Origin of the sequence: Lactiplantibacillus paraxiangfangensis, assembly GCF_036246185.1 — a bacterium.
Taxonomy (GTDB): Bacteria; Bacillota; Bacilli; order Lactobacillales; family Lactobacillaceae; genus Lactiplantibacillus; species Lactiplantibacillus paraxiangfangensis.
This window is the reverse complement of sequence record NZ_BTPW01000007.1, coordinates 85048-105634: the sequence shown is the minus strand read 5'-3', so window position 1 is coordinate 105634 and position 20587 is coordinate 85048. Positions and strand designations below refer to the sequence as shown.

Sequence of the window (20587 nt, the reverse complement as noted above, 5' to 3'; positions counted from 1 at the left end):
AATGCTCACAAACTGACCGCCTTTTGTCCCACTCTATAGTCATTTATATTTATTTCAAGCCATCATAAATTTTATCAAGGTTCCATTTCATCATGGTGTAGTAAGTGTCACCGGGTTTACCCTCATTCGCTAACGAATCGGTAAAGATCGTGCTGGCAACCGGTAAGCCCGTCTCCTGAGCCACCTTATTCATCGACTTTGGTGAAACCGAGGATTCAACGAACAAACTTTTAACCTTTGACTGGTTGACCTTCTTCAAAACTGCCCGCATCTGTGCTGGCGTCCCCTGTGCCTCCGTGTTCAATTCCCAGATATAAGCTGCTGGAATATCATAAGCCGCGGAAAAGTACTTGAAGGCCCCCTCAGAAGTCACTAGCAGACGCTGTTCGGCTGGAATCTGACTAAATTTACTCTGGGCCTGCGTATGCAATTTCGTTAACTGCGCCACGTAACGGTCCGTATTCTTTTGGTACGCCGCCGCGTGTTGCGGGTCCTTCGCCTGCAAAGTCTGATTGATGTTTTCCACGTATTTGATCCCGTTGGCTAAATCCAACCACGCGTGCGGATCGGGTTCATTGACGTTGGTCGTTAAATATTTGACCTTAACGCCCTTGCTGACGGCAAAGACATCCCGATTAAATTCTTTTTTTGAGGACTGAACTAACTTTTTAAACCAGCCGTTGCCCCCCGTTTCTAAATTAAGCCCATTATAGAAGACCACGTCGGCTTCAGCGGTCGCCGCAATGTCAGTCGGCCGGGGTTCGTATTCATGCGGGTCAGTCCCCTGCTGAACAATACTGTAGTTTGCGACGTATTTGCCGCCGACGTTTTGGACCATATCATCAATAATAGAGTTCGTGCTGACGACCCGGAGCTTTTCACTAGTCGTCGTCTCAGCTTCAACGTTTTGACGCTGGTTCAAGAAGACGGCCATCCCGGTAATCATTGCGACCACGCTCACGAGTGCGATTAAATTCTTTTTCATGCGGTTACCCGGCGCCGGAACTGCGCCTTTCCCTTAAATAGCGTTGGTAACAAGGCTTGTTTGGGTGAAATCACAAAGGAAATCCCAAATAGTACGGCGGCCACTAAAACGATTGCCGGACCCGACGCCCAGTTAAAGGTATAACTGAAGTACAAGCCAACAATTGACGCCACCGCCCCGATTGTCGCGGCCAGTCCTAACATGACGCCCAAGCGGTCCGTCCAAAGAAAGGCGGTCGCGGCTGGCGTAATTAGCATTGCCACCACGAGAATAATCCCAACCGTTTGTAAGGCTGAAACGGTGACTAGCGTTAGCACTAACATTAATGCGTAGTGCAGAATTTGAACCCGAAAGCCGTACGTCTGGGCGAAGGTCGGGTCAAACGACGTAATCAACAGTTCTTTGTAGAAGAAAACAACGAACAGGATCACTAACCCTAATACGACCGTTGTCGTCATCATATCGGTATCGCTGACGGCTAAAATATTACCGAACAAGATATGGTGCAGGTTAGTCGAGCTTTCCGCCAGTGAAATCAGGATAAAGCCTAACGCGTAAAAGGCACTAAACACGATCCCAATCGACGTATCGGTCTTGATTTTACTTTTGCTAGCTACTAATCCAATCAGCCCCGCAGCTAAGATGCCGAAGACTGACGCCCCAATCATCACGTTGATGCCTAACATGTAGGCGACGGCGACACCCGGTAAGACGGCGTGTGAGATGGCATCCCCCATCATCGACATCCCGCGTAAGATAATAAAGCTTCCAATCATACCGGACATCACGCCAACCATGATGGCGGTAATGAGGGCACTCTGCAAGAAATCGTACTTCCCTAAAGCACTAATAAAAGTCATTACTGATTGCATTATTGCGCACCTCCCTTAGCAAATAACACTGCCGAGAGATCGGCACTAAACGTTCGTTCAATATTGGCGGGCGTATAGACGTCGTCCACCGGCCCGTAATCAACGATTCCGTGATTTAAAATCACTAAGTCGTCAAAGTAGTGTGAGACTTTATTCAAATCGTGATGGACCACAATAATGGTTTTACCTTCATCACGCCACTGGTGCAAAATCGCCATGATGGCCGTTTCACTTTGTAAATCAATTCCAACAAAGGGTTCATCCAAAATAATGAGTTGGGCATCTTGTAAAATGGCCCGGGCCACGAAGACCCGTTGCAACTGGCCGCCCGAAAGCTGGCCAATTTGACGGTTAGCAAATTCCACCAAGTCAACTTGTTCCAGCGCTTCCAAGCACCGCTGGCGGTCAGCTTTGCTCGGTTGGCGAAACAGGCCGAGCTTGCCGTAGGTCCCAGTCAAAACGACGTCAAAAACGCTAATTGGAAAGGTCAGATCTAAATCTTTTCGCTGCTCCACGTAAGCAATTTGTTTTTGAAATTGTTTCAACGCATGACCATTAAAGCTGACCGTTCCAGTTTGTGACTTGATCAAGCCAAGCATGGCTTTGATCAGTGTTGATTTTCCCGCACCGTTGGGGCCAATGATTCCAGTAATCTTGCCGGCGTTAAAGTTAACGGCTACATCAGCGAAGACTGGTGTGTCACTGTATGCCACGGTGAGGTTTTGTACTTTTAGCATAAAAGTTTCCTCCGTTCATCGCGGTTGTCGGTAATCTTGTATCTTGACTCATCATAACGGATTATTACCTTTTATGCAAATAATTGTTAGGCGACGTTAACTTTATAATATTTTTATATGAATTTTTTACTTATCAAAAAAGACCGTACCCAGCCGGCACGATCTTACTTAATCCAATCACTTTTTAGCGCGCATCAAAGCTAGCACGCCAATCCATGGTAACGCTAAGATTGATAGCCCCCACCGCTTTAACCCTACGGAGAGCCAACCAAAACCGTCGACCTCATGGGAAACTTCACCTAAGGAACTCGGCGCCGTTACCGGTTCACGGGGCGCACGTTTATCCGGGTCCGTCAACTGTTTGACATACGGCGGTTCATAAGTACTCATACTCCGAACCAGACCTAACGTGGGTTGCATCCGTAGTAAAACTGGGTACGCCACCCAGTAACTCACCGATAGGTACAAAACGAGGACCCACCAAGCGGTTGCGTGTAGCGGGCTCACTAAGTACAAACTGAGTATGTATCCCGGCAACCCTAATAAATAATCCGTTAACCATCTTTTCACATTGATCCCTCCACTCACTGATAACATCAGTATCCTTCCTTATTCTACACCAGTCACCGTTAACCCGGCTGGACTAAAAAACGTCCCACAGAAATTTGACTATTCTGGGGGACGTTACCCGTTGTTAACGAAACTTTATTTGATTATTTATGTGAGAGCAACAACACTTCATAGATTGCTTCACCGTGCTGCGTGCCACCAAAACCAATCTGTGTGTGGTTCTTGCTGAGTAAGTACGGCTTCGCCCCATAATTGATATTTAGATTGGTCCGCCCCATAAAGGCGTCGATCATGCCATGGCCCCATTGTTCGCCATTTTCATAGTGAACGATGGGATTGTTCTTAGGCGCAACGTAAGCGTCGGTCACCCAACCAGCGTGCGTGACACCCTTAACGTTTAATTTGAACTTTTTCCCTTTTTTAAGCATCTGGTCACTATTCTTTTGTGCAACCTTGTCCAACTTAGCCGTTTCTTTCAGCGGTTTGAGGCCGTTAGCACGCCGATCCTTGTTAACCGCGGCCAGTGCGCTCTTCCGATAAGCTTTGACACTGTACTTACCGTAGCCCCACTGGTTCCAAACGTAGCTCGAAGCCACGTAACCCTTGACCTTGCCATTTTTGGACTTGATGTATTTTAAGGTGACCGTCTTACCGTTAGACTTGCGTACTTGAACCTTTTTGGTCGCGTAAAACTTAGTATACAAGTACTTCGTCATATGGTAATTCTTATGGGTTAACTTAGCACTAGAATACATCCATCCGCCCCGAACATGGACCTTGTGCTTCGACTTATACTTAGTCGTTTTAACGACCTTAGCAGCCTTAGTTTTCGCTAAAGCAGTGGTCGAACCAGTTGGTAACGTCGCCGCGCCCATGGTTGCAATACTCAAAACCGTAATCGTCGACACAATTAGCTTACTTGCTTTCATATTGATTCCTCCAATTGAAGTTGGCGACTTAGGCGGTCGTCAGCTAAGTAATCGTTAAAGCGTTTGCAAAAATGTGCCGTTAAATCAGTCCCCTGAAGCCCATCTATCCAAACCACTTAACGAGGCTAATCTTATCAAACGATAAGAGGATTATCAATAAGAATATAATTTTATTTATTTTTTCGGTTTCAGCAGTTTTTCTTCAAACTCACTGTAACTTGACGCCCGTCTGATGCGCTAACGTCTCAATCAGTTGCTTCCGTTGGTTAGGATCATCAACCCGCTCATCATATTTTGCTAATTGACGGTGATAATAATAATGACCCGACGTCAACGCGGCCTGATCTTGACCACTTGCTAACCAAACTTGGCTCTGGTAACCATCCGCTAAACTATCATCAGCACCCGCCCCACCCATTCGCGTTGGGACCCAACCAGGATCAACCGAGTTAACGATAACCTCCGGATGCTTCTGGGCAACTGCCTTGGCTAACATTAAAATTGCCAGCTTGGAAGCAGAATAGGTCAGCTTTTTTAGTGTCAGCAAGTCAATCGTCGCACCAATGTGCATCCCTGAGGACACATAAATCAACCTTTTGGGCAAAGTAATCAGATTCGTTAACAGGTACGGCGCAACTAAATTAACTGCTAAGGTCTGCGCATAATCATTGGTATAAACCCCCGCATTATGAATAATCACGTCAAAAGGACCTAGTTGATTGACTTGCTTAGCCATCATTTTGACCGCATCAACATCTGCCAAGTCACCAATCACCACGTGCGATGCTTGCGGATTAAATTCCAATGCCGCCTGCGCTCGCTGCGCATTACGTGCGTGTAAAACCACTTCATGACCTTGCGCTAACAAGCGCTTAGCCGTTAACGCCCCGAGTCCGGTGGAAGAACCAGTAATAAATATTTTCATTTAAAAACCTCCAATGGATCGATTTGATTGCCTAACAAGCCAGGTAACAGTCTGTTAGTTACGCATCTGTCTGACTAATTGCCAACAAAAAAAGCATCCGCCCAAAGGACGAACACTCTTTTTTGGATTCAGAAAATGTTGATAATGCAACGCTTTTTCTAAAAATATTAACGCTTTGAGAATTGTGAAGCTTTACGGGCTTTCTTCAAACCTGGCTTCTTACGTTCCTTCATACGAGCATCACGAGTTAAGAGACCCGCGCGCTTCAAAGGAGTACGGAAATCAGGATCAACTTCGAGCAAAGCACGAGCAATCCCATGACGGGTTGCGCCGGCTTGACCATGGAAGCCACCACCATTAACGTTTACTAAAACATCATATTGATCTGACGTTTCAGTAACTTCGAATGGTTGTAACAATTCCTTACGAATATCTGCAAATGGAATGTAGTCATCAACTGACTTGTCATTCATAACAATTTTACCAGTACCTGGTACTAAACGTACGCGGGCAACTGAATCTTTACGACGGCCTGTGCCGCGATATTGTACTTGAGCCAATGTAGTTTCCTCCTTAGATTAAGTTAGTAATGTCCAAAACTTCAGGTTTTTGTGCTTGTTGCGTATGTTCTGCACCAGCATAAACATGCAACTTCAAGCCCATTTTATGACCCAAAGAGTTGTGAGGAAGCATACCCTTAACTGAAGTTTCAATTAATTTAGTAGGTTCCTTAGCCAAGAAGTCACCGGCAGTCCGTTCCTTTAAACCACCAGCATAAGCAGTATGATGATAATAAATCTTCGTTTCTGCTTTCTTCCCAGTCAAAGCGACCTTGCTTGCATTAATAATAATCACGTTGTCACCAGTATCTACATTAGGTGTAAATACAGGCTTGTTCTTACCACGTAAAATTGATGCAACGACAGTTGAAAGACGACCCATTGGGACATCTGTAGCATCAACTACATACCATTTACGATCAATTTCACCTGGTTTAGCCATATATGTTGTACGCACGTTGTGTTCCTCCATTTTCTGTGTTTGTTTGACACTCAATAAGATTTCCGGGGCTTATCGTGGGGCAAACAATACCAACAATCAGTTTACCTAACTTAGCCTCAGAAGTCAATCCTTTATTAGTTGACAAATTCGGTTTTTAAAGACCTAGCGCTACTAATGACACGCCAGATACAAGGCTATTAGTCTACCACTTTCAAGACTACTTGTCTCCCAATGACGGCTTAATTTTTACTTTTCTTGTTCAAGATCCCGTTCTAACTCGGTTTGGTCGTAATAGACCCGCTTCATGTATAACCCGGAAGCCGGCGCTGTCCCGCGAGCTTGTTCACGGTCCTTTGCAGCGAGTAACCCTGGAATACAATCAACGGCGCGCCGGCCCTGACCGATTTCCATCAGTAAGGCCACCATGATGCGCACCTGGTTATATAAAAAGCCGCTGCCACAAAATTCAAATTGAATTTCACTTTCATCCGGCAACGCCCACGCCTTAGCGGAATAGATTTCACGAACGTGGTCATGCGCTTGTGAGCCCGACGCCACGAAGGTCGAGAAGTCATGTTTGCCAACCAGGTCAGGAATCGCCTGCTGAATCCGCGCAATGTCCGCTTGGAACTTAAAGTGTCCAGTGTAGTGCCGTTTGAACGGATCAACAAACTCATTTTGATACGCCCGGTACCAGTACCGCTTGCCAACCGTATCATAGCGGGCGTGAAAATCACCCGGGACGATCTCCACGGATTTAATCAAAGTATCCATTGGTAACAGACTATTTAATCCGCGCCGAACACCCTCCGCACGAATCTCATACGGTAAATCAAAGTGAATCGTCTGGCCAAAGGCGTGTACTCCGGCGTCGGTCCGACCAGCACCGTAAACGATGATTGGTTCAACGGGATCCTTAGCCATTTTATTTACGGCCTTACTAAAGACTTGCTCCACGGTCCGCTGATTAGGTTGACGCTGAAAGCCCGCAAAGTTAGTCCCATCATAGGCCAAAACTACTTTATATCTGGTTGTCAAATTGTCCTCCATGATTCAAAAAGTTGGTGCGCCGAACTGGCCGTACCAACTTTAACCTTATGCTCTTAGAAAAATCAGTGCCACCGTCAAAACGGCAAAAATCACGGTCGCCCACGAATCACGGGCGTGCCACTTCAGAATACGGAACTTACTACGGCCTTCACCGCCCTGATAGCCCCGCGCTTCCATGGCAGTTGCCAAGTCCTCAGCACGATTAAACGAACTGACGAACAGTGGGATGAGCAACGGGACCACAGCACGCATTTGTTGGAAGATGTTCCCTTCCCCAAAATCAACGCCCCGCGCACGCTGCGCATTCATGATCTTTTCCGTTTCATCCATCAATGTCGGGACAAACCGCAGTGCAATCGATAACATCAGCGCCACTTCGTAGACCGGAAAATGAACGGCTTTTAGTGGCATTAAGATGTATTCAATGGCGTCGGAAAGTTCCAATGGTGGCGTTGTTAGCGTCAACAGTGTCGACATAAAGATGATTAGCACGAACCGACAAAAGATGTAGGCCCCGTTAATCAGCCCTAACTGACTAATGGTGATAATACCCCAGTGCCAGTAAACCGGTCCCCCGCTCGCGCTAAAGAGCACTTGCAGGACTACCGTAAACAGAATCAGCCAAATCAGCGGTTTAACCCCGTTGATGAAAAACGACCACTTCACGCCTGACATGGTAATCGCCAAAAAAGTAAACGCAAATAATAGCAAGTACGTCATCCAGTTATTGGCAATAAAGATAATCCCAATAAAGTAAAAACTCAGTAATAGTTTGGCGCGGGGATCCATGTGATGAATCACTGAATCACCCGGAATGTAGCGCCCAAAAATCAACTTATTCATCATGGGTCGTTGCACCCCCAAACGCCGTTGTCGGTAGCTGGGCAATTAAGTCTTCAGCCAATTCATCTTCCGTTAACGGCATGCGGTCAAACTGCCAACCGCGCGCGATTAACTGTTGGGCAAACGCCGTTGTCTTTGGTAATCCAAGTTGGTGTTCAACTAGCCACTGCGGTTCTTTAAAAATCTCGCGTGGGGTGCCCGTCTTAACGATTCGGCCCCCGTCCATCACGATGACATTGTCGGCATAGTTCGCAACGTCGTCCATTTGGTGGGTGACAAGAACGACCGTTAAGTCCTGTTCATGCCGTAACCGCGCAAACATTTCCATCATGTCTAAGCGGCCCTGCGGATCAAGCCCGGCAGTCGGTTCATCGAGAACCAGCACCTGGGGCTTCATCGCAAGTACCCCGGCAATTGCGACCCGCCGCATTTGGCCCCCGGAGAGGTCAAATGGCGACCGTTTAAGTAAGTCCTGATTCAAGCCGACCAAGTCCAACATCTCGGCCGCCGTCTTCAACGCGTCAGCTTCACTGACGCCGAAGTTTTGCGGACCAAACGCGATGTCTTTTTCAACCGTTTCCTCAAACAACTGACTTTCTGGAAATTGAAACACAATGCCGACGTGTTGGCGCAGCTTTTTTAAGTCCTTATTGTTGGTTGACGGTGTAATGACCCGTTCCCCAATCGTGACGGTCCCGCTAGTTGGTTTTAACAGCGCGTTTAAGTGCTGCAACAGGGTGGACTTGCCACTCCCGGTGTGCCCAATTAGCGCCGTGTACGACCCGTCCGGAATCGTGACATTGATGTCAGTTAACGCCTTCGTCTCAAAGGGAGTGCCCGGTTGGTAGGTAAAATCTACTTGTTTGAACGTAATTGCCATAACCAGTCAGCCATCCCTTTCTCCGTTAAATAAGTTGCTGGCACCTGAACATGGCGTCGCTTCAACGCTGCTTTTAAGCGTTCAGCGTACGGCATGTCCAGGCCCATCTTAATGAGGGCTTCCCCATGACGAAAGATTTCCGCCGGAGTCCCCTCTTCTTTTACTTCACCATCATTAACGACTAGGATACGGTTGGCACTCGCAGCTTCGTCAATATCATGGGTAATCGATAATACCGTTAAGTCCGACGTGGCCTTCATCTGCCGAATCGTCGCCAACACTTCTTCGCGTCCGCGGGGATCCAACATTGAAGTCGCTTCGTCTAAAATCAAAATCTGAGGACGAGCCGCAATCATCCCTGCTAACGCGACCCGTTGCTTTTGTCCACCTGACAAGCGGGCGGGCTCACGGGTGGCAAAATCCTGCATGTTGACCAGTTTGAGCGCGGCTGGAACGCGGCGAAGCATCTCATCGCGCGCAACGCCTTGATTTTCCAAACCAAACGCCACGTCATCAGCCACGGTTGCACCAACGAACTGGTTATCTGGATTTTGGAAAACCATGCCTATTTTTTTGCGAATCTCCCAAACGGTCTTTTCTGACAGGACGTCACCATCCACCGTAATTCTTCCTGAAGCTGGCGCTAGCAGCCCGTTAAGGTTTTTAGCTAACGTCGACTTTCCGGAACCGTTGTGGCCGACAATGGCGACCCATTCACCAGCATCGACTGAAAATGAAACGTCGCGTAACGTTAGCTGATCTTTGGCCTGTTGTGGGTAGCGGTAATTTAAATGTTCAACGTCAATAATCGGCCTCACCATGGTCCCTCATTTCCATAAATTGCTGGTTCTTATCATAACATACCTAACTATTTCAAATCACTAGCAGATCCGTATTTATACCCGTTATCACCAAACAACGAGAACTTCTTCTTTAAGTTATTTGAAACGTAGACTTTTTTATCCTTCGTAATAAAGATGGCACCGATACCTTTATCGGCTTTGCCATTGATATACTTCATCCCATCTTTAAGTCCCTTATCAAAGGTGGCCGTCGATAACCCGTCACCATCCGTGGACTTCTTCGAAATAATCGAAACACCCATCAAATTATTCTGGTATGGGGCCCCGGTCTTAGGATCCATCAAATGACTGTAAACCTTACCGTGTTTCTTTAAGTAACGTTCATAGATTCCAGACGTCACCACGGACATGTTCTTAACAGGGACTGACCCAATTGCGGTCCCCCGTGAAGCCTTAGGATCTTGAATGCCGACGGTCCAGTTCCCGGTCTTCGTCCCCTTAGGACTGTCACCGAGAACGTAGATGTTCCCACCCAAGTCAATAATGGCGGTTGAAACGCCGTGATTCAAGAAATACGTCTTCACTTGGTCAGCCATGTAACCCTTGGCGATTCCGCCTAAGTCAAGTTGCATCCCTTTTTGTTCCAAGTACACGGTCCGCTTTTGGTCGTTTAGCTTGACCTTCTTGTAGTCGACTAGCTTAACGTTAGTATCGATTTCCTTTTGCGTTGGGACCTTAGCATCGGAGAAACCAATGTGCCACAATTGCGTGATGGGTCCAATGGCCATGTCGAATGATTCATCGGAGTTCTTACTATAGTAGTAGGCTGCTTTGAGCATCGGATAGAGATTCTTGCTAACCTTGACCGGATTCTTCCCAGCAGCAGCGTTGATCTTATCGATTTCAGAGCCCTTTTGGTTGACCGTGACTGCCCGGGCCTCTTTTTTCAATAAACTAAAGGCCCCATCAATTACTTTGGACTTACCCTTGTTATAAACCCGCAAGGTCACCACGGTCCCCATCATAAACTGGGTATCTTCGGATGGTGTCTGAACCACCTTAGTGGGTTTCGGTCGACTACTGCTAGCCGCACTTTTGTTCGAATTTGCACCACAAGCGGTCAAAGGAATTACCATGGCCACTATTAAACCTAACTGAACTAATTTTCTCAGCTTCATGTCGTTAACTTCCCCTATATATAATTTCAATCGTAATTATACCAAAATTTTTATGAACCGGTGGTGTTGAATTTAAAACCCTTTCAGAAACATTGTGTAAACTAATACATGATTGTTGATGCCACGATTTGACCTAACAACTGGTCAAAGACAGCTTTTAACAAAAAAAGCCCTCAGCTTTCGCCTCAGGCTCCTTACTAAAACGTACTTAATTGTTATTCAGCGAAGATCAAGTTATCGACAGTAATCTTCTTAGTGTTCCCATTTTGAGCGGCGTTTTGTAGTTGTTCAGCATACAAAACGAAGGTGTTTGATGATTCAGTAGCACCAGTAACAACGTCAACCTTAGTTGGGTCACTGCTCTTAACTAATGACTTGTTCAAAGCTGGTTGGTAAGTCTTTGGATCAGTCTTAGCAATCTTCTTCATTTGCTTGTTGTATGCAGCATCATTAGTCTTGGACTTACCATTCTTGTTAACTTGGTTGTAGTCTGACTTAGTGATCTTACCATTCTTAACGGTGATGCCAAACGTTACTTTATAACCGTGTGAGTAGTTCTTTTCAGCTAAGTTATAAGTTCCGTCTTTCATCTTCTTACCGTTGTTGATCTTGATGGTAGCAGTATCACCAGCTTGTGCGGCTTGAACTAATTGTTGCGTGTAGTTTTGGAAAGTCTTGGAAGATTCCGTTGCACCCGTAACAACATCGATTGAGCCAACGTTACCGGTTGCGGCTGCGCCAGTCAATGACTTGTTCAACTTAGGAATGTAAGCCTTAGGGTTCGTACCTGAACCCTTCTTCATTTGTTTGTTGTACGAAGTATCGTCAACTTTGGACTTACCCTTCTTATTCACTTGATCATAACTGGACTTAGTGATTTTGCCCTTACTGTTGACGGTGATGCTCATCGTAGTACGGTAGCCATAAGAATAGTTTTGTTCTTCGAGTTTGTAAGTACCCGCTTTCATTTTACCGCCAGCGGTTAACTTAGCAACCTTAGTTGTCTTGGCAGAGCTTGAAGAAGCACTCTTCTTAGACGATGATGATGAACTAGAACTTGATGAACTACTCCCACAACCTGCTAAGACTAAAGCTGAAATTGCGACAACTGATGCAACTGCAGAAACTGATTTAAACTTCATAATATCCCACTCCTAACCTTTTTGTATGAAAATTCACATTAATCTTAACGTTTAAAAATCAATTAGTCAATCCTATTTTATAAATATAATCGTATTTTAACGCAACCGTAGCGGTAATGGCAGCGTTTTACTGATTTTCAATTTAACCATTTCTTGGCGCACTTAAACAATGTGATTTATTATGCATTCTTACCGTCAACCCATAGACAACCGCTTACATTATCGTTATAATTATTAGTGGAATTATTATTTTCTATTATTATTCAAGGGAGTTGTTACGCAATGGCAAAGAAAAACATTGTCGTTGTCGGTGCGGGGTTTGCCGGCGTCTACGCAACCAAAAAACTGTCTAAGCATTTCAAAAAAAATGCAGACGTTGAGATTACGTTGATTGATCGACATTCATACTTCACGTACATGACCGAACTACATGAAGTAGCCACTGAACGGGTGGAGCCTGGGCATATCCAATACGATTTGCAACGGCTGTTCGCACGACGGAAGAATGTTCGCCTTGTTACTGATACAGTAACGGGTGTCGATAAAGAGAAACAGGTTGTTACCACTAAGAACGGCAGTTATCAATACGATCAATTGCTCATTAGTTTAGGTGGGGAATCCAATGACTTTGGCACCCCTGGTGTTAAAGAACACGGATTCGAATTATGGTCATTTGAACAAGCGATGGCCTTACGGGCACACTTGGCGGCGATTATCCGTCGCGGTGCTGCCGAATTAGATCCAGCTAAGCGTAAAGCAATGCTGACATTTACGGTCTGTGGTTCTGGTTTCACCGGTTCCGAACTAATTGGTGAATTGATTGAATACCGCGGCGTTTTAGCTAAAGAAAACAAGCTAGACCCTAGCGAAATCACCCTTCAATTAGTTGAAGCGGCACCTACCATTATCAACATGCTCAACCGGACGCAAGCCGGTAAAGCTGAAGCATACATGACTAAACATGGCGTTGATATTATGACCAACTCCATGATTACCGAAGTTGCTGCTGATCACGTTAACTTAAAGGGCAAGGATCCAATTCCTACCTATACGTTAATCTGGACCGCCGGTGTGCGGGCCAACAGTGTTGTCAAGAACTTTGGTATTGAAACGAACCCTCGCGGTGGCCGTTTGCTTGCTAACGAATTCATGCAAGCTAAGGACACCAAGAACGTCTTCTTGGCTGGGGACTCAACGAGTTATCAAGAACCTGACCAACCACGTCCCGTCCCACAAATCGTCCAAGGTGCCGAAGAAACGGCTGCCAAAGCGGTTGAAGGGATTATCAAAAACGTCGACGGTACTAGCAAAGAAATCAAGCCATTCAAGGGTGCTTATCAAGCTTCCGTTGATTCAATTGGTTCCAAGTACGCCGTTGCACAAGTGATGGACAACTGGAACGTTTCTGGTTTCATCGCCGTTCTTTTGAAACACGCCATCAACTGGTTGTACTACTGCCAGATTTTCTCCGGCTATTACCTCTTCCAGTACTTCATGAACGAATTCTTCCGGACCCGCAATGGTCGGAACCTCGGACGTGGCTGGATTTCACGTGCTGGTAACGTTTTGTGGAGTGTGCCACTTCGGTTCTTCTATGGCGCAATGTGGCTGTGGGATTGCTGGACGAAGGTTCAGGGTTCTGAATCATGGTTCACTGATAAACTCCGCTTACCATTTAGCTGGTTACAAGCTGCCGCTACTAGTGGTGCCAGTCAAGCAACTAAGGCCGCTGCAACTAGTGGCGCTTCCGAAGCTGCATCATCGACTGCTAAAGCTGCCAAGGGTGTCTTCAGTTTATCTTACATGTACGGTAAGGAACCATTGATGGTCTTTGACAAGATGCCACACTGGTTCGAATCCGTTACAAAGGTCTTCGTACCAAACATGGGTATGGCACTTTTCTTCCAGAAATTCATGACCTGTGTTGAAATCGTTATTGCACTTTGCATTTTCTTCGGCCTCTTTAGCTGGTTAGCTAACGCCATCACAATTGGTTTAGTCGTTGTCTTCTGCTTGTCAGGGATGTTCTACTGGGTCAACATTTGGATGGTCTTCGTCGCCCTTGCCTTAATGAACGGTTCCGGCCGGACATTTGGTTTGGACTACTGGGTTGTTCCGTGGATGCAAAAACATCTTGGGCACTGGTGGTACGGCAACGTTCGTTCACATTACGATGCTGTCAAAACCCGCTAGATGCGTTATAATTAATTGAATAGTTTCCCGATGGTTCAAGGGTTGCTTTTTCCCCTTGAACCATTTTTTATGCAACGAAAAAAGGAGGGCTGGCGATGAAGAAATTACGGGCGACCGCACGAGTGCTAAGGCGTTACGGCGGCATGATCCGACCTTTTGACATTGTTATTATTGTTGCCTTAATTATTTTATCGTTTACCCCAATAGTAGTTTTTTCATATCAGCAAAAACAACAAGCCCAACGTGCTGAGCAAATTGCCAAACGGCAGTCCAAGAAAAGTCGGACGGATTATACCGCGGTCGTTTCCCATAACGGGACCGTTTTAAAGCGGGTCAATTTGACGACCTTGACCAAAACGAAGCACTACACCTATCGCGCTAAGGACGGCCACTACAATACCATCACGTTTGAGCCTAAACGCGTCGCCATCACCAAGGCCAATTGCAGTGATCAAGTCTGCGTTCGACGCGGCTGGATTCATAAACCAGGACAAACGATCGTCTGTTTACCACATAAAGTCCTGGTTGAAGTCAAGTCAGGGTCCGGGCACGTTAAGTCCGGCGGTAATGGGCTAGTTACGGAGTAAAAACTATTGAATAATTCATTTGGACAATCAAATAAGACCCATCGAAATATTTACATTGCCCTCCTAGTTGCTCAAGGGGTGATCATTGGGATTTTAGAGCGGATGATTCCCTTCCCGTTCGCCTTCGCACCGGGAGCCAAATTGGGGTTAGCTAATCTAATCACAATCGTTGCCATCTTCACATTGTCCTTTCGCGACGTGATTACGCTAACCTGGTTACGGTTGATTCTGACCGCATTACTGGGTGGGACAATGTCAACGTTCCTGTACAGCTTTGGAGGGGCGTTCCTGAGCCTGTTTTCAATGCTCCTAGTTAAGTTACTAGGGCCAAAACGGGTCAGTATCATTGGAATTTCTGCAACTGGGGGCGTGATGCACAACGTTGGGCAACTATTAGTGGCGAGTCTGATTGCCCAGACGTGGACGGTCATGTTATACCTCCCGGCCATGTCAATCATCGGACTCGCGGCCGGCATTGCCTTAGGGATTGCCGCGAACTACCTATTTACACACGTGACAATTCTAAGCTACTTGCGGTTTAAGCGGACAAGGCACCCAAGTAAAACAAAGGAGTAACATTTTATGCAATCGGCAACGCAATTACACCCAATTTGGCGTGATTACCCGGCCATGCAGCCGGAATTAACCAAGGTCATGCAGCTTATGACCGATAACATTAACATTAAAGATAGCGCCATTTCCGACGCAATTATTGATATGATTCACAGTGGCGGTAAATTATTACGGCCCGCGTACTGCTTACTATTCTCATCGTTTAAGGATACGGACCGCGACCGGATGATCGCCCTCGCAGCCTCCTTAGAGACGCTGCACACGGCAACTTTGATCCACGACGATATCTTAGACGACTCCGAGCTACGCCGGCACCGAGCTACGATTCAGCAGCGTTTTGGTAAGGACGTCGCAGTCTACGCTGGTGACTACCTATTTGTCGTCGTTTTCAAAATTCTGGCTAAGTACTCAAGCAGTTTCAAAAGTATTCAGGTCAATTCCGAAAACATGGAAAAGATTTTGGTTGGTGAAGTTCAGCAAAAAGATCGCCACTACCACATCGACATCACCATGGATCAATATAAGGAACAAATTCAAGGTAAGACGGCTGAACTCTTTGCACTCAGTTGTTTCTTAGGTGCCTTCGAATCCGGTCAAAGTACCCTCTTCGCACAGCGGGCCCGTAAAACTGGCATGGCGATTGGAATGGCTTTCCAAATTTTAGATGACATTCTCGATTACCAAGAAGACAGTCAAGAGATCGGTAAACCAATCTTAGAAGACGTCGCTGAAGGGGTTTACACGTCCCCACTGATTTTCGCCTTACAGACGGACGCGCGGAACGATATCCTGCCATTGATGCGGCTTCAGGGCGCCATTACAGACGCACAGCGCCGTGAACTACAGCAGCTGGTCATTGATGCTGGCGGCGTAGCCAAAGCCCAAGAGCTCGCTGAAAAGTATACTCAGGACGCCTTGCACCTTTTGAACAAGCTTCCTAACAAGCCTGCAAAGGAAAACCTGATTCAATTAACCACGCAATTATTAACTCGGCATAACTAGCCGAATCATTTCACTATCTGAGCTGACCGCTATTTTGGGTCAGCTTTTTTATGACACAACAAAATTATCCGCTCCGTCGGGTAGCCCTGGTGTGCTATGGGGGATGGTCCCAGCCAAAGTGCGGTCTGCTCCCTCAATTCAAAGCCGATAACCCACGTCTTTGAATCGCCCCGCAAGATTGGCAGATAAAACACCTGCCAATCTTGCCGACACAGCACACCAGGGCTACCCAACTGCGCTCAGACTTACTATTCTGATTACTACTAGATAACCGAACTAGCTGACAAGTCACTAATATGTATTAACCTAAATACTGATGCAACAGTATTCAATTCCTAAATTTAATTTTCAACCTTTAAAATGTTGACTAACTCCCCGTCATATTTAAATTGTTATATATTGTTAGGCCACGTTTTAGGCGGGAATGATTGGCAATGGAATCGTCGTGGCAGTACGGTTAAATTGGTGGGCTTGCAATTTAACTGTACGGAACATCATTGGGACTTGCGTGCTTCTTATGCAAGTCCCAATGATGAGGTTAGTGACCGCTTTTCAGGCACTAACCGGTTCCCATGACGATGGAATTGCCAATCATTCCAGCCGAATATAATATCTATTTTTATACAAAAAAACCGTTAACCCAACATAGAGTTGGACTAACGGTTTAGGTTGGCTAGCGCCAAAAAAAATCACTTAAGATTGCGATACGCCATCTATGTTAACCATAAATAACTTCCGAACTAGACTTGGAAACTCAAAGAGTAACCATCATCATAGCGTCCGTCAATCATCAATCCCAGTGATCCGTAAAACATTAACTAGTCAACAAGTTCCAAGACTACCATTTGTGCACCGTCTCCACGACGAGGCATAGTCTTGTAAATTCGTGTGTACCCACCATTGCGGTCAGTGTATTGAGGACCTAAGTCACTAAATAACTTTTGCAAAGCGGTTTGTACAGCCACGTTGTCGCCATCTTCTTTAACATCGGCAACGACGTCACGCATAAACGTAGCAGCTTGACGACGGGCGCTTAAATCACCCTTCTTTGCCAAAGTGATCATCTTGTCGGTAGTTGAACGAACTTCCTTAGCACGTGCTTCGGTAGTTTCGATCTTACCATTAACGATTAATGAAGTCGTTAAATCACGAAGTAAGGCACGACGTTGTGAACTTGTACGTTGTAATTTACGGTAACTCATGAACGGATATCCTCCCTTGTATTAGTCTTCTTTGCGTAATGATAACCCGAGATCAGCTAATTTTGCTTTAACTTCTTCGAGTGACTTGCGTCCAAGGTTGCGAACCTTCATCATATCAGCTTCAGTTTTGTTAGTTAATTCTTGGACCGTGTTGATACCAGCACGTTTCAAGCAATTGTATGAACGAACGGAAAGGTCTAATTCTTCGATCGTCATTTCTAACATTTTTTCCTTATGCGTTTCTTCCTTCTCAACCATCACGTCAGTGTTTTTAGCTTCATCAGTGAGATTTACGAAGATTGAAAGGTGATCAGTCAGGATTTTGGCTGATAGACTAATGGCTTCACTTGGAGTGATTGAACCATTTGTCCAAACGTCTAAGGTTAACTTATCGAAATCATCACGTTGACCAACCCGCGTGTTTTCAACTTGGTAGTTGACACGTTCGATTGGAGAATACAATGAATCAACAGCTAAAACGCCAATTGGCATATCATCTTCACGATGTTTGTTATCCTCAGCGGAAACATAACCACGACCAGTATTAGCGGTCATACGCATATGGAAGTGTGCACCATCCGCTACAGTACAAATTGCCAAATCAGGGTTCAAGACTTCAACGTCCGCATCACCAATGATATCACCGGCAGTAACGTTCGCTGGACCCTTAACGTCGATTTCCAACGTCTTGGTTTCGTCTGAACTTAACTTAAGCGCGATCTTCTTCACATTCAAGATGATGGCCGTAACGTCTTCGGTTACGCCTTCCACCGTTGAAAATTCGTGGAGAACACCGTCAATTTGAATACTAGTAACAGCAGCGCCAGGTAAAGAAGAAAGAAGAATCCGACGAAGTGAATTCCCTAAAGTTGTACCATAACCACGTTCAAGTGGTTCTACAACAAACTTACCATAGTTGTCGTTTTCATCAATTTTATGAATGTTAGGTTTTTCAAATTCAATCATTCTTATCTTTTACCCCTTTCAAAACGCGTGGTGCTTAGTAGTTGTGCGCACAAAATGAAGTTTGCCCTCAAAATGAACGTCACAGATTAAACACGACGACGCTTTGGAGGACGAGAACCATTATGAGGAACTGGGGTAACATCGCGAATTGCACTAACTTCCAAACCAGTAGCTTGTAAAGCACGGATAGCAGCTTCACGACCTGAACCAGGTCCCTTAACAGCGACTTCAACAATCTTCATGCCATGTTCCATTGAGGCCTTAGCAGCAGCTTCTGCGGCCATTTGAGCAGCAAAAGGTGTTGACTTACGTGAGCCCTTGAAACCTAATGAACCAGCTGATGACCATGCAATAGCGTTCCCTTGCATATCAGTGATCATAACAAGTGTGTTATTAAACGTTGAATGGATGTGAGCCACACCGGATTCAATGTTCTTCTTTACCCGACGACGACGGGTTGTCTTTCTAGTTGCCATAAAATTCGAAAACCTCCCTTATAATTATTTTTTACGTCCAGCGATGCTAACCTTTTTACCCTTACGAGTACGGGCGTTGTTCTTCGTGTGTTGACCACGAACTGGTAAACCACGACGATGGCGCATCCCACGGTATGAACCGATTTCTTGCAATAACTTGATGTTTAAGCTGACTTCACGACGTAAGTCACCTTCAGTTTTGTAACCGTCAACGACGGCACGGATCTTATCTTCTTGATCAGGAGTTAAGTCACGTACACGAACGTCTTCTGAAACACCGGCTTCAGCAAGGATCTTCTGTGCAGAAGTGTTACCGATACCGTAGATATAAGTCAAACCAATGACAATACGCTTGTCACGTGGTAAGTCAATCCCTTCAATACGAGCCATTAATATTTCACCTCCGAATTATTTGAATTATTTACCTTGGCGTTGCTTATGCTTTGGGTTAGCAGAGCAAATAACCATTACGCGGCCTTTACGGCGAATAACTTTACAGTGTTCGCACATTGGCTTTACAGATGGTCTTACTTTCATGAATTTTACCTCCTATAAGGTACGAAGTGTCGGTCCTACTTGAAACGGTAGGTAATCCGGCCCTTAGTTAAATCATAAGGTGACATTTCGACCGTAACCTTGTCGCCAGGTAAGATCCGAATGTAATGCATCCGAATTTTACCCGAAACGTGTGCCAAGATTTCAGCGCCGTTTTCAAGTTCAACTTTAAACATTGCGTTAGGCAACGTTTCTTTAATAGTCCCTTGAATTTCGATGACGTCTTCCTTTGCCAAGTATGTGTCCCTCCCTTATTATATGGTTTCGTGCTGCCACGTATTTGGTTCGCTTTTCGAACCAGTCATTGCTAATCATAATATTAAAAAAGTATTAAATCAGTCAACGGCTAAACCTGAATAAGTTTATCACAACGGCATTTGAAAAGCAAACGTCGCCCTTTAGGAACCCAGTTATTAAAGGTTATCAAGAATGGTTTTAATATCCTTGTAAACATCATCAATGTCGCGGTCACCGTCAACATTGTGTAATAAGTTTTCTTTTCCGTAAAAATCGATTAATGGTGTGTTCAACTTAACGTTGACATCCAAACGATTTTTAACGGTTGCAGGCTTGTCATCTTCACGTTGATAGAAATCATGACCGCCACACACGTCGCAAGTACCTTCAACTTTAGGCTTGTTGTAGATCTTGTGGTAAGTTGTGCCACAAGTCCGACAAATGAAACGACCGGAAAGCCGTTCAACTAAAACTTCTGGTGCAACGTGAATATTAATCACGCCGTCCAAAGGTTTGTTGAGTTCTTCACCGATTTGCTTCAAGGCATGTGCTTGATCAATATTACGAGGATAACCGTCAAGCAAGAAACCATTTTTCGTATCCGCTTCAGCTAACCGGTCACGGACGATGCCATTTGTGACTTCGTCTGGAACCAAGTTACCAGCATCGATATACTTTTTGGCTTCAAGGCCCATCTTGGTTTCGTTCTTAATGGCAGCTCGGAAGATATCCCCCGTTGAAATATGCGGAATATCAAAATCTTCGAGGATCTTCTGAGCTTGAGTACCCTTACCGGCACCTGGTAGACCCATTAAAATCAGGTTCATTGTTCCCATGCTTTTTTCCTCCTAAAAGTACAAATGTGCTGAGTTTCCCCAAC

General features: G+C 45.5%; 25 protein-coding genes. 4 read left to right on the top strand and 21 right to left on the bottom strand.

From position 1 onward, the window contains the following. Positions 1–49: 49 nt before the first annotated feature. The 14 genes from AAA939_RS05180 to pplA form a co-directional block, all read right to left on the bottom strand. Positions 50–985 (bottom strand): metal ABC transporter substrate-binding protein, encoded by a 936-nt coding sequence (locus AAA939_RS05180; protein ID WP_338207995.1) that lies wholly within the window; start codon positions 983–985, stop codon positions 50–52. Then, on the bottom strand, positions 982–1857 hold the full coding sequence (locus AAA939_RS05175) for a metal ABC transporter permease (protein WP_338207994.1): 876 nt from the start codon (positions 1855–1857) through the stop codon (positions 982–984). The genes AAA939_RS05180 and AAA939_RS05175 overlap by 4 nt, the downstream gene beginning before the upstream one ends. Next, positions 1857–2594, bottom strand: a complete 738-nt coding sequence (locus tag AAA939_RS05170; protein ID WP_338207993.1) for a metal ABC transporter ATP-binding protein — start codon at positions 2592–2594, stop codon at positions 1857–1859. Before AAA939_RS05170 ends, AAA939_RS05175 begins: the two co-directional genes overlap by 1 nt. Before the next feature lie 177 nt (positions 2595–2771). Then, positions 2772–3164, bottom strand: a complete 393-nt coding sequence (locus tag AAA939_RS05165) for a hypothetical protein (protein ID WP_338207992.1) — start codon at positions 3162–3164, stop codon at positions 2772–2774. A gap of 143 nt (positions 3165–3307) precedes the next feature. Then, on the bottom strand, positions 3308–4093 hold the full coding sequence (locus AAA939_RS05160) for a CAP domain-containing protein (protein ID WP_338207991.1): 786 nt from the start codon (positions 4091–4093) through the stop codon (positions 3308–3310). A gap of 208 nt (positions 4094–4301) precedes the next feature. Then, positions 4302–5018, bottom strand: a complete 717-nt coding sequence (locus AAA939_RS05155) for an SDR family NAD(P)-dependent oxidoreductase (RefSeq protein ID WP_338207990.1) — start codon at positions 5016–5018, stop codon at positions 4302–4304. 167 nt (positions 5019–5185) lie between these two features. Next, a complete protein-coding gene (gene rpsI, locus AAA939_RS05150) occupies positions 5186–5578 on the bottom strand; it encodes a 30S ribosomal protein S9 (RefSeq protein WP_057706068.1) in 393 nt (130 codons plus the stop codon). Positions 5579–5591: 13 nt separating this feature from the next. Continuing rightward, the gene (gene rplM, locus AAA939_RS05145) at positions 5592–6035 is read right to left on the bottom strand and encodes a 50S ribosomal protein L13 (protein WP_057706069.1); all 444 of its coding nucleotides are present in this window, start codon (positions 6033–6035) and stop codon (positions 5592–5594) included. Between the two features lie 231 nt (positions 6036–6266). Continuing rightward, positions 6267–7058: a tRNA pseudouridine(38-40) synthase TruA gene (truA, locus tag AAA939_RS05140; protein WP_338207989.1), complete on the bottom strand. Its 792-nt coding sequence runs from the start codon at positions 7056–7058 to the stop codon at positions 6267–6269. A gap of 57 nt (positions 7059–7115) precedes the next feature. After that, positions 7116–7916, bottom strand: coding sequence for an energy-coupling factor transporter transmembrane component T family protein (locus tag AAA939_RS05135; protein WP_338207988.1), 801 nt, complete (start codon positions 7914–7916; stop codon positions 7116–7118). Continuing rightward, positions 7906–8793 (bottom strand): energy-coupling factor ABC transporter ATP-binding protein, encoded by an 888-nt coding sequence (locus AAA939_RS05130; RefSeq protein ID WP_338207987.1) that lies wholly within the window; start codon positions 8791–8793, stop codon positions 7906–7908. Before AAA939_RS05130 ends, AAA939_RS05135 begins: the two co-directional genes overlap by 11 nt. Then, positions 8769–9611 carry an energy-coupling factor ABC transporter ATP-binding protein gene (locus tag AAA939_RS05125; protein ID WP_338208024.1) on the bottom strand — a complete coding sequence of 281 codons (843 nt, stop codon included), beginning with the start codon at positions 9609–9611 and terminating at the stop codon, positions 8769–8771. Before AAA939_RS05125 ends, AAA939_RS05130 begins: the two co-directional genes overlap by 25 nt. A 50-nt stretch (positions 9612–9661) precedes the next feature. After that, a complete protein-coding gene (locus tag AAA939_RS05120; RefSeq protein ID WP_338207986.1) occupies positions 9662–10774 on the bottom strand; it encodes an FAD:protein FMN transferase in 1113 nt (370 codons plus the stop codon). A gap of 215 nt (positions 10775–10989) precedes the next feature. Then, positions 10990–11916, bottom strand: a complete 927-nt coding sequence (gene pplA, locus AAA939_RS05115; protein WP_338207985.1) for an extracellular electron transfer flavoprotein PplA — start codon at positions 11914–11916, stop codon at positions 10990–10992. Positions 11917–12198: 282 nt separating this feature from the next. Between pplA and AAA939_RS05110 the strand changes: the two genes are divergently transcribed. The 4 genes from AAA939_RS05110 (at position 12199) to AAA939_RS05095 (ending at position 16271) form a co-directional block, all read left to right on the top strand. Next, positions 12199–14109: an FAD-dependent oxidoreductase gene (locus AAA939_RS05110; protein WP_338207984.1), complete on the top strand. Its 1911-nt coding sequence runs from the start codon at positions 12199–12201 to the stop codon at positions 14107–14109. Between the two features lie 95 nt (positions 14110–14204). Then, a complete protein-coding gene (locus AAA939_RS05105; protein ID WP_338207983.1) occupies positions 14205–14696 on the top strand; it encodes a NusG domain II-containing protein in 492 nt (163 codons plus the stop codon). Between the two features lie 6 nt (positions 14697–14702). Next, entirely contained in the window at positions 14703–15272 is a 570-nt protein-coding gene (locus tag AAA939_RS05100) for a Gx transporter family protein (protein WP_338207982.1), read from the top strand. A gap of 6 nt (positions 15273–15278) precedes the next feature. After that, complete coding sequence (locus AAA939_RS05095) at positions 15279–16271, top strand: polyprenyl synthetase family protein (RefSeq protein WP_338207981.1); 993 nt, start codon at positions 15279–15281, stop codon at positions 16269–16271. Between the two features lie 818 nt (positions 16272–17089). Here AAA939_RS05095 and rplQ read toward each other — a convergent pair. The 7 genes from rplQ to AAA939_RS05060 form a co-directional block, all read right to left on the bottom strand. Further along, positions 17090–17473: a 50S ribosomal protein L17 gene (rplQ, locus tag AAA939_RS05090; RefSeq protein WP_057706080.1), complete on the bottom strand. Its 384-nt coding sequence runs from the start codon at positions 17471–17473 to the stop codon at positions 17090–17092. Between the two features lie 21 nt (positions 17474–17494). Continuing rightward, positions 17495–18439: a DNA-directed RNA polymerase subunit alpha gene (locus AAA939_RS05085; protein ID WP_057706081.1), complete on the bottom strand. Its 945-nt coding sequence runs from the start codon at positions 18437–18439 to the stop codon at positions 17495–17497. Positions 18440–18525: 86 nt separating this feature from the next. Continuing rightward, a complete protein-coding gene (gene rpsK / locus AAA939_RS05080; protein ID WP_057706082.1) occupies positions 18526–18915 on the bottom strand; it encodes a 30S ribosomal protein S11 in 390 nt (129 codons plus the stop codon). Positions 18916–18939: 24 nt separating this feature from the next. Continuing rightward, positions 18940–19305 carry a 30S ribosomal protein S13 gene (gene rpsM, locus AAA939_RS05075; RefSeq protein ID WP_003641265.1) on the bottom strand — a complete coding sequence of 122 codons (366 nt, stop codon included), beginning with the start codon at positions 19303–19305 and terminating at the stop codon, positions 18940–18942. A 27-nt stretch (positions 19306–19332) separates the two neighbouring features. Continuing rightward, the gene (gene rpmJ, locus AAA939_RS05070; protein ID WP_083491579.1) at positions 19333–19452 is read right to left on the bottom strand and encodes a 50S ribosomal protein L36; all 120 of its coding nucleotides are present in this window, start codon (positions 19450–19452) and stop codon (positions 19333–19335) included. A gap of 35 nt (positions 19453–19487) precedes the next feature. After that, positions 19488–19706, bottom strand: coding sequence for a translation initiation factor IF-1 (gene infA / locus AAA939_RS05065; protein ID WP_003638082.1), 219 nt, complete (start codon positions 19704–19706; stop codon positions 19488–19490). 177 nt (positions 19707–19883) lie between these two features. Further along, positions 19884–20534 (bottom strand): adenylate kinase, encoded by a 651-nt coding sequence (locus tag AAA939_RS05060; protein WP_338208023.1) that lies wholly within the window; start codon positions 20532–20534, stop codon positions 19884–19886. Between the last annotated feature and the right edge of the window lie 53 nt (positions 20535–20587).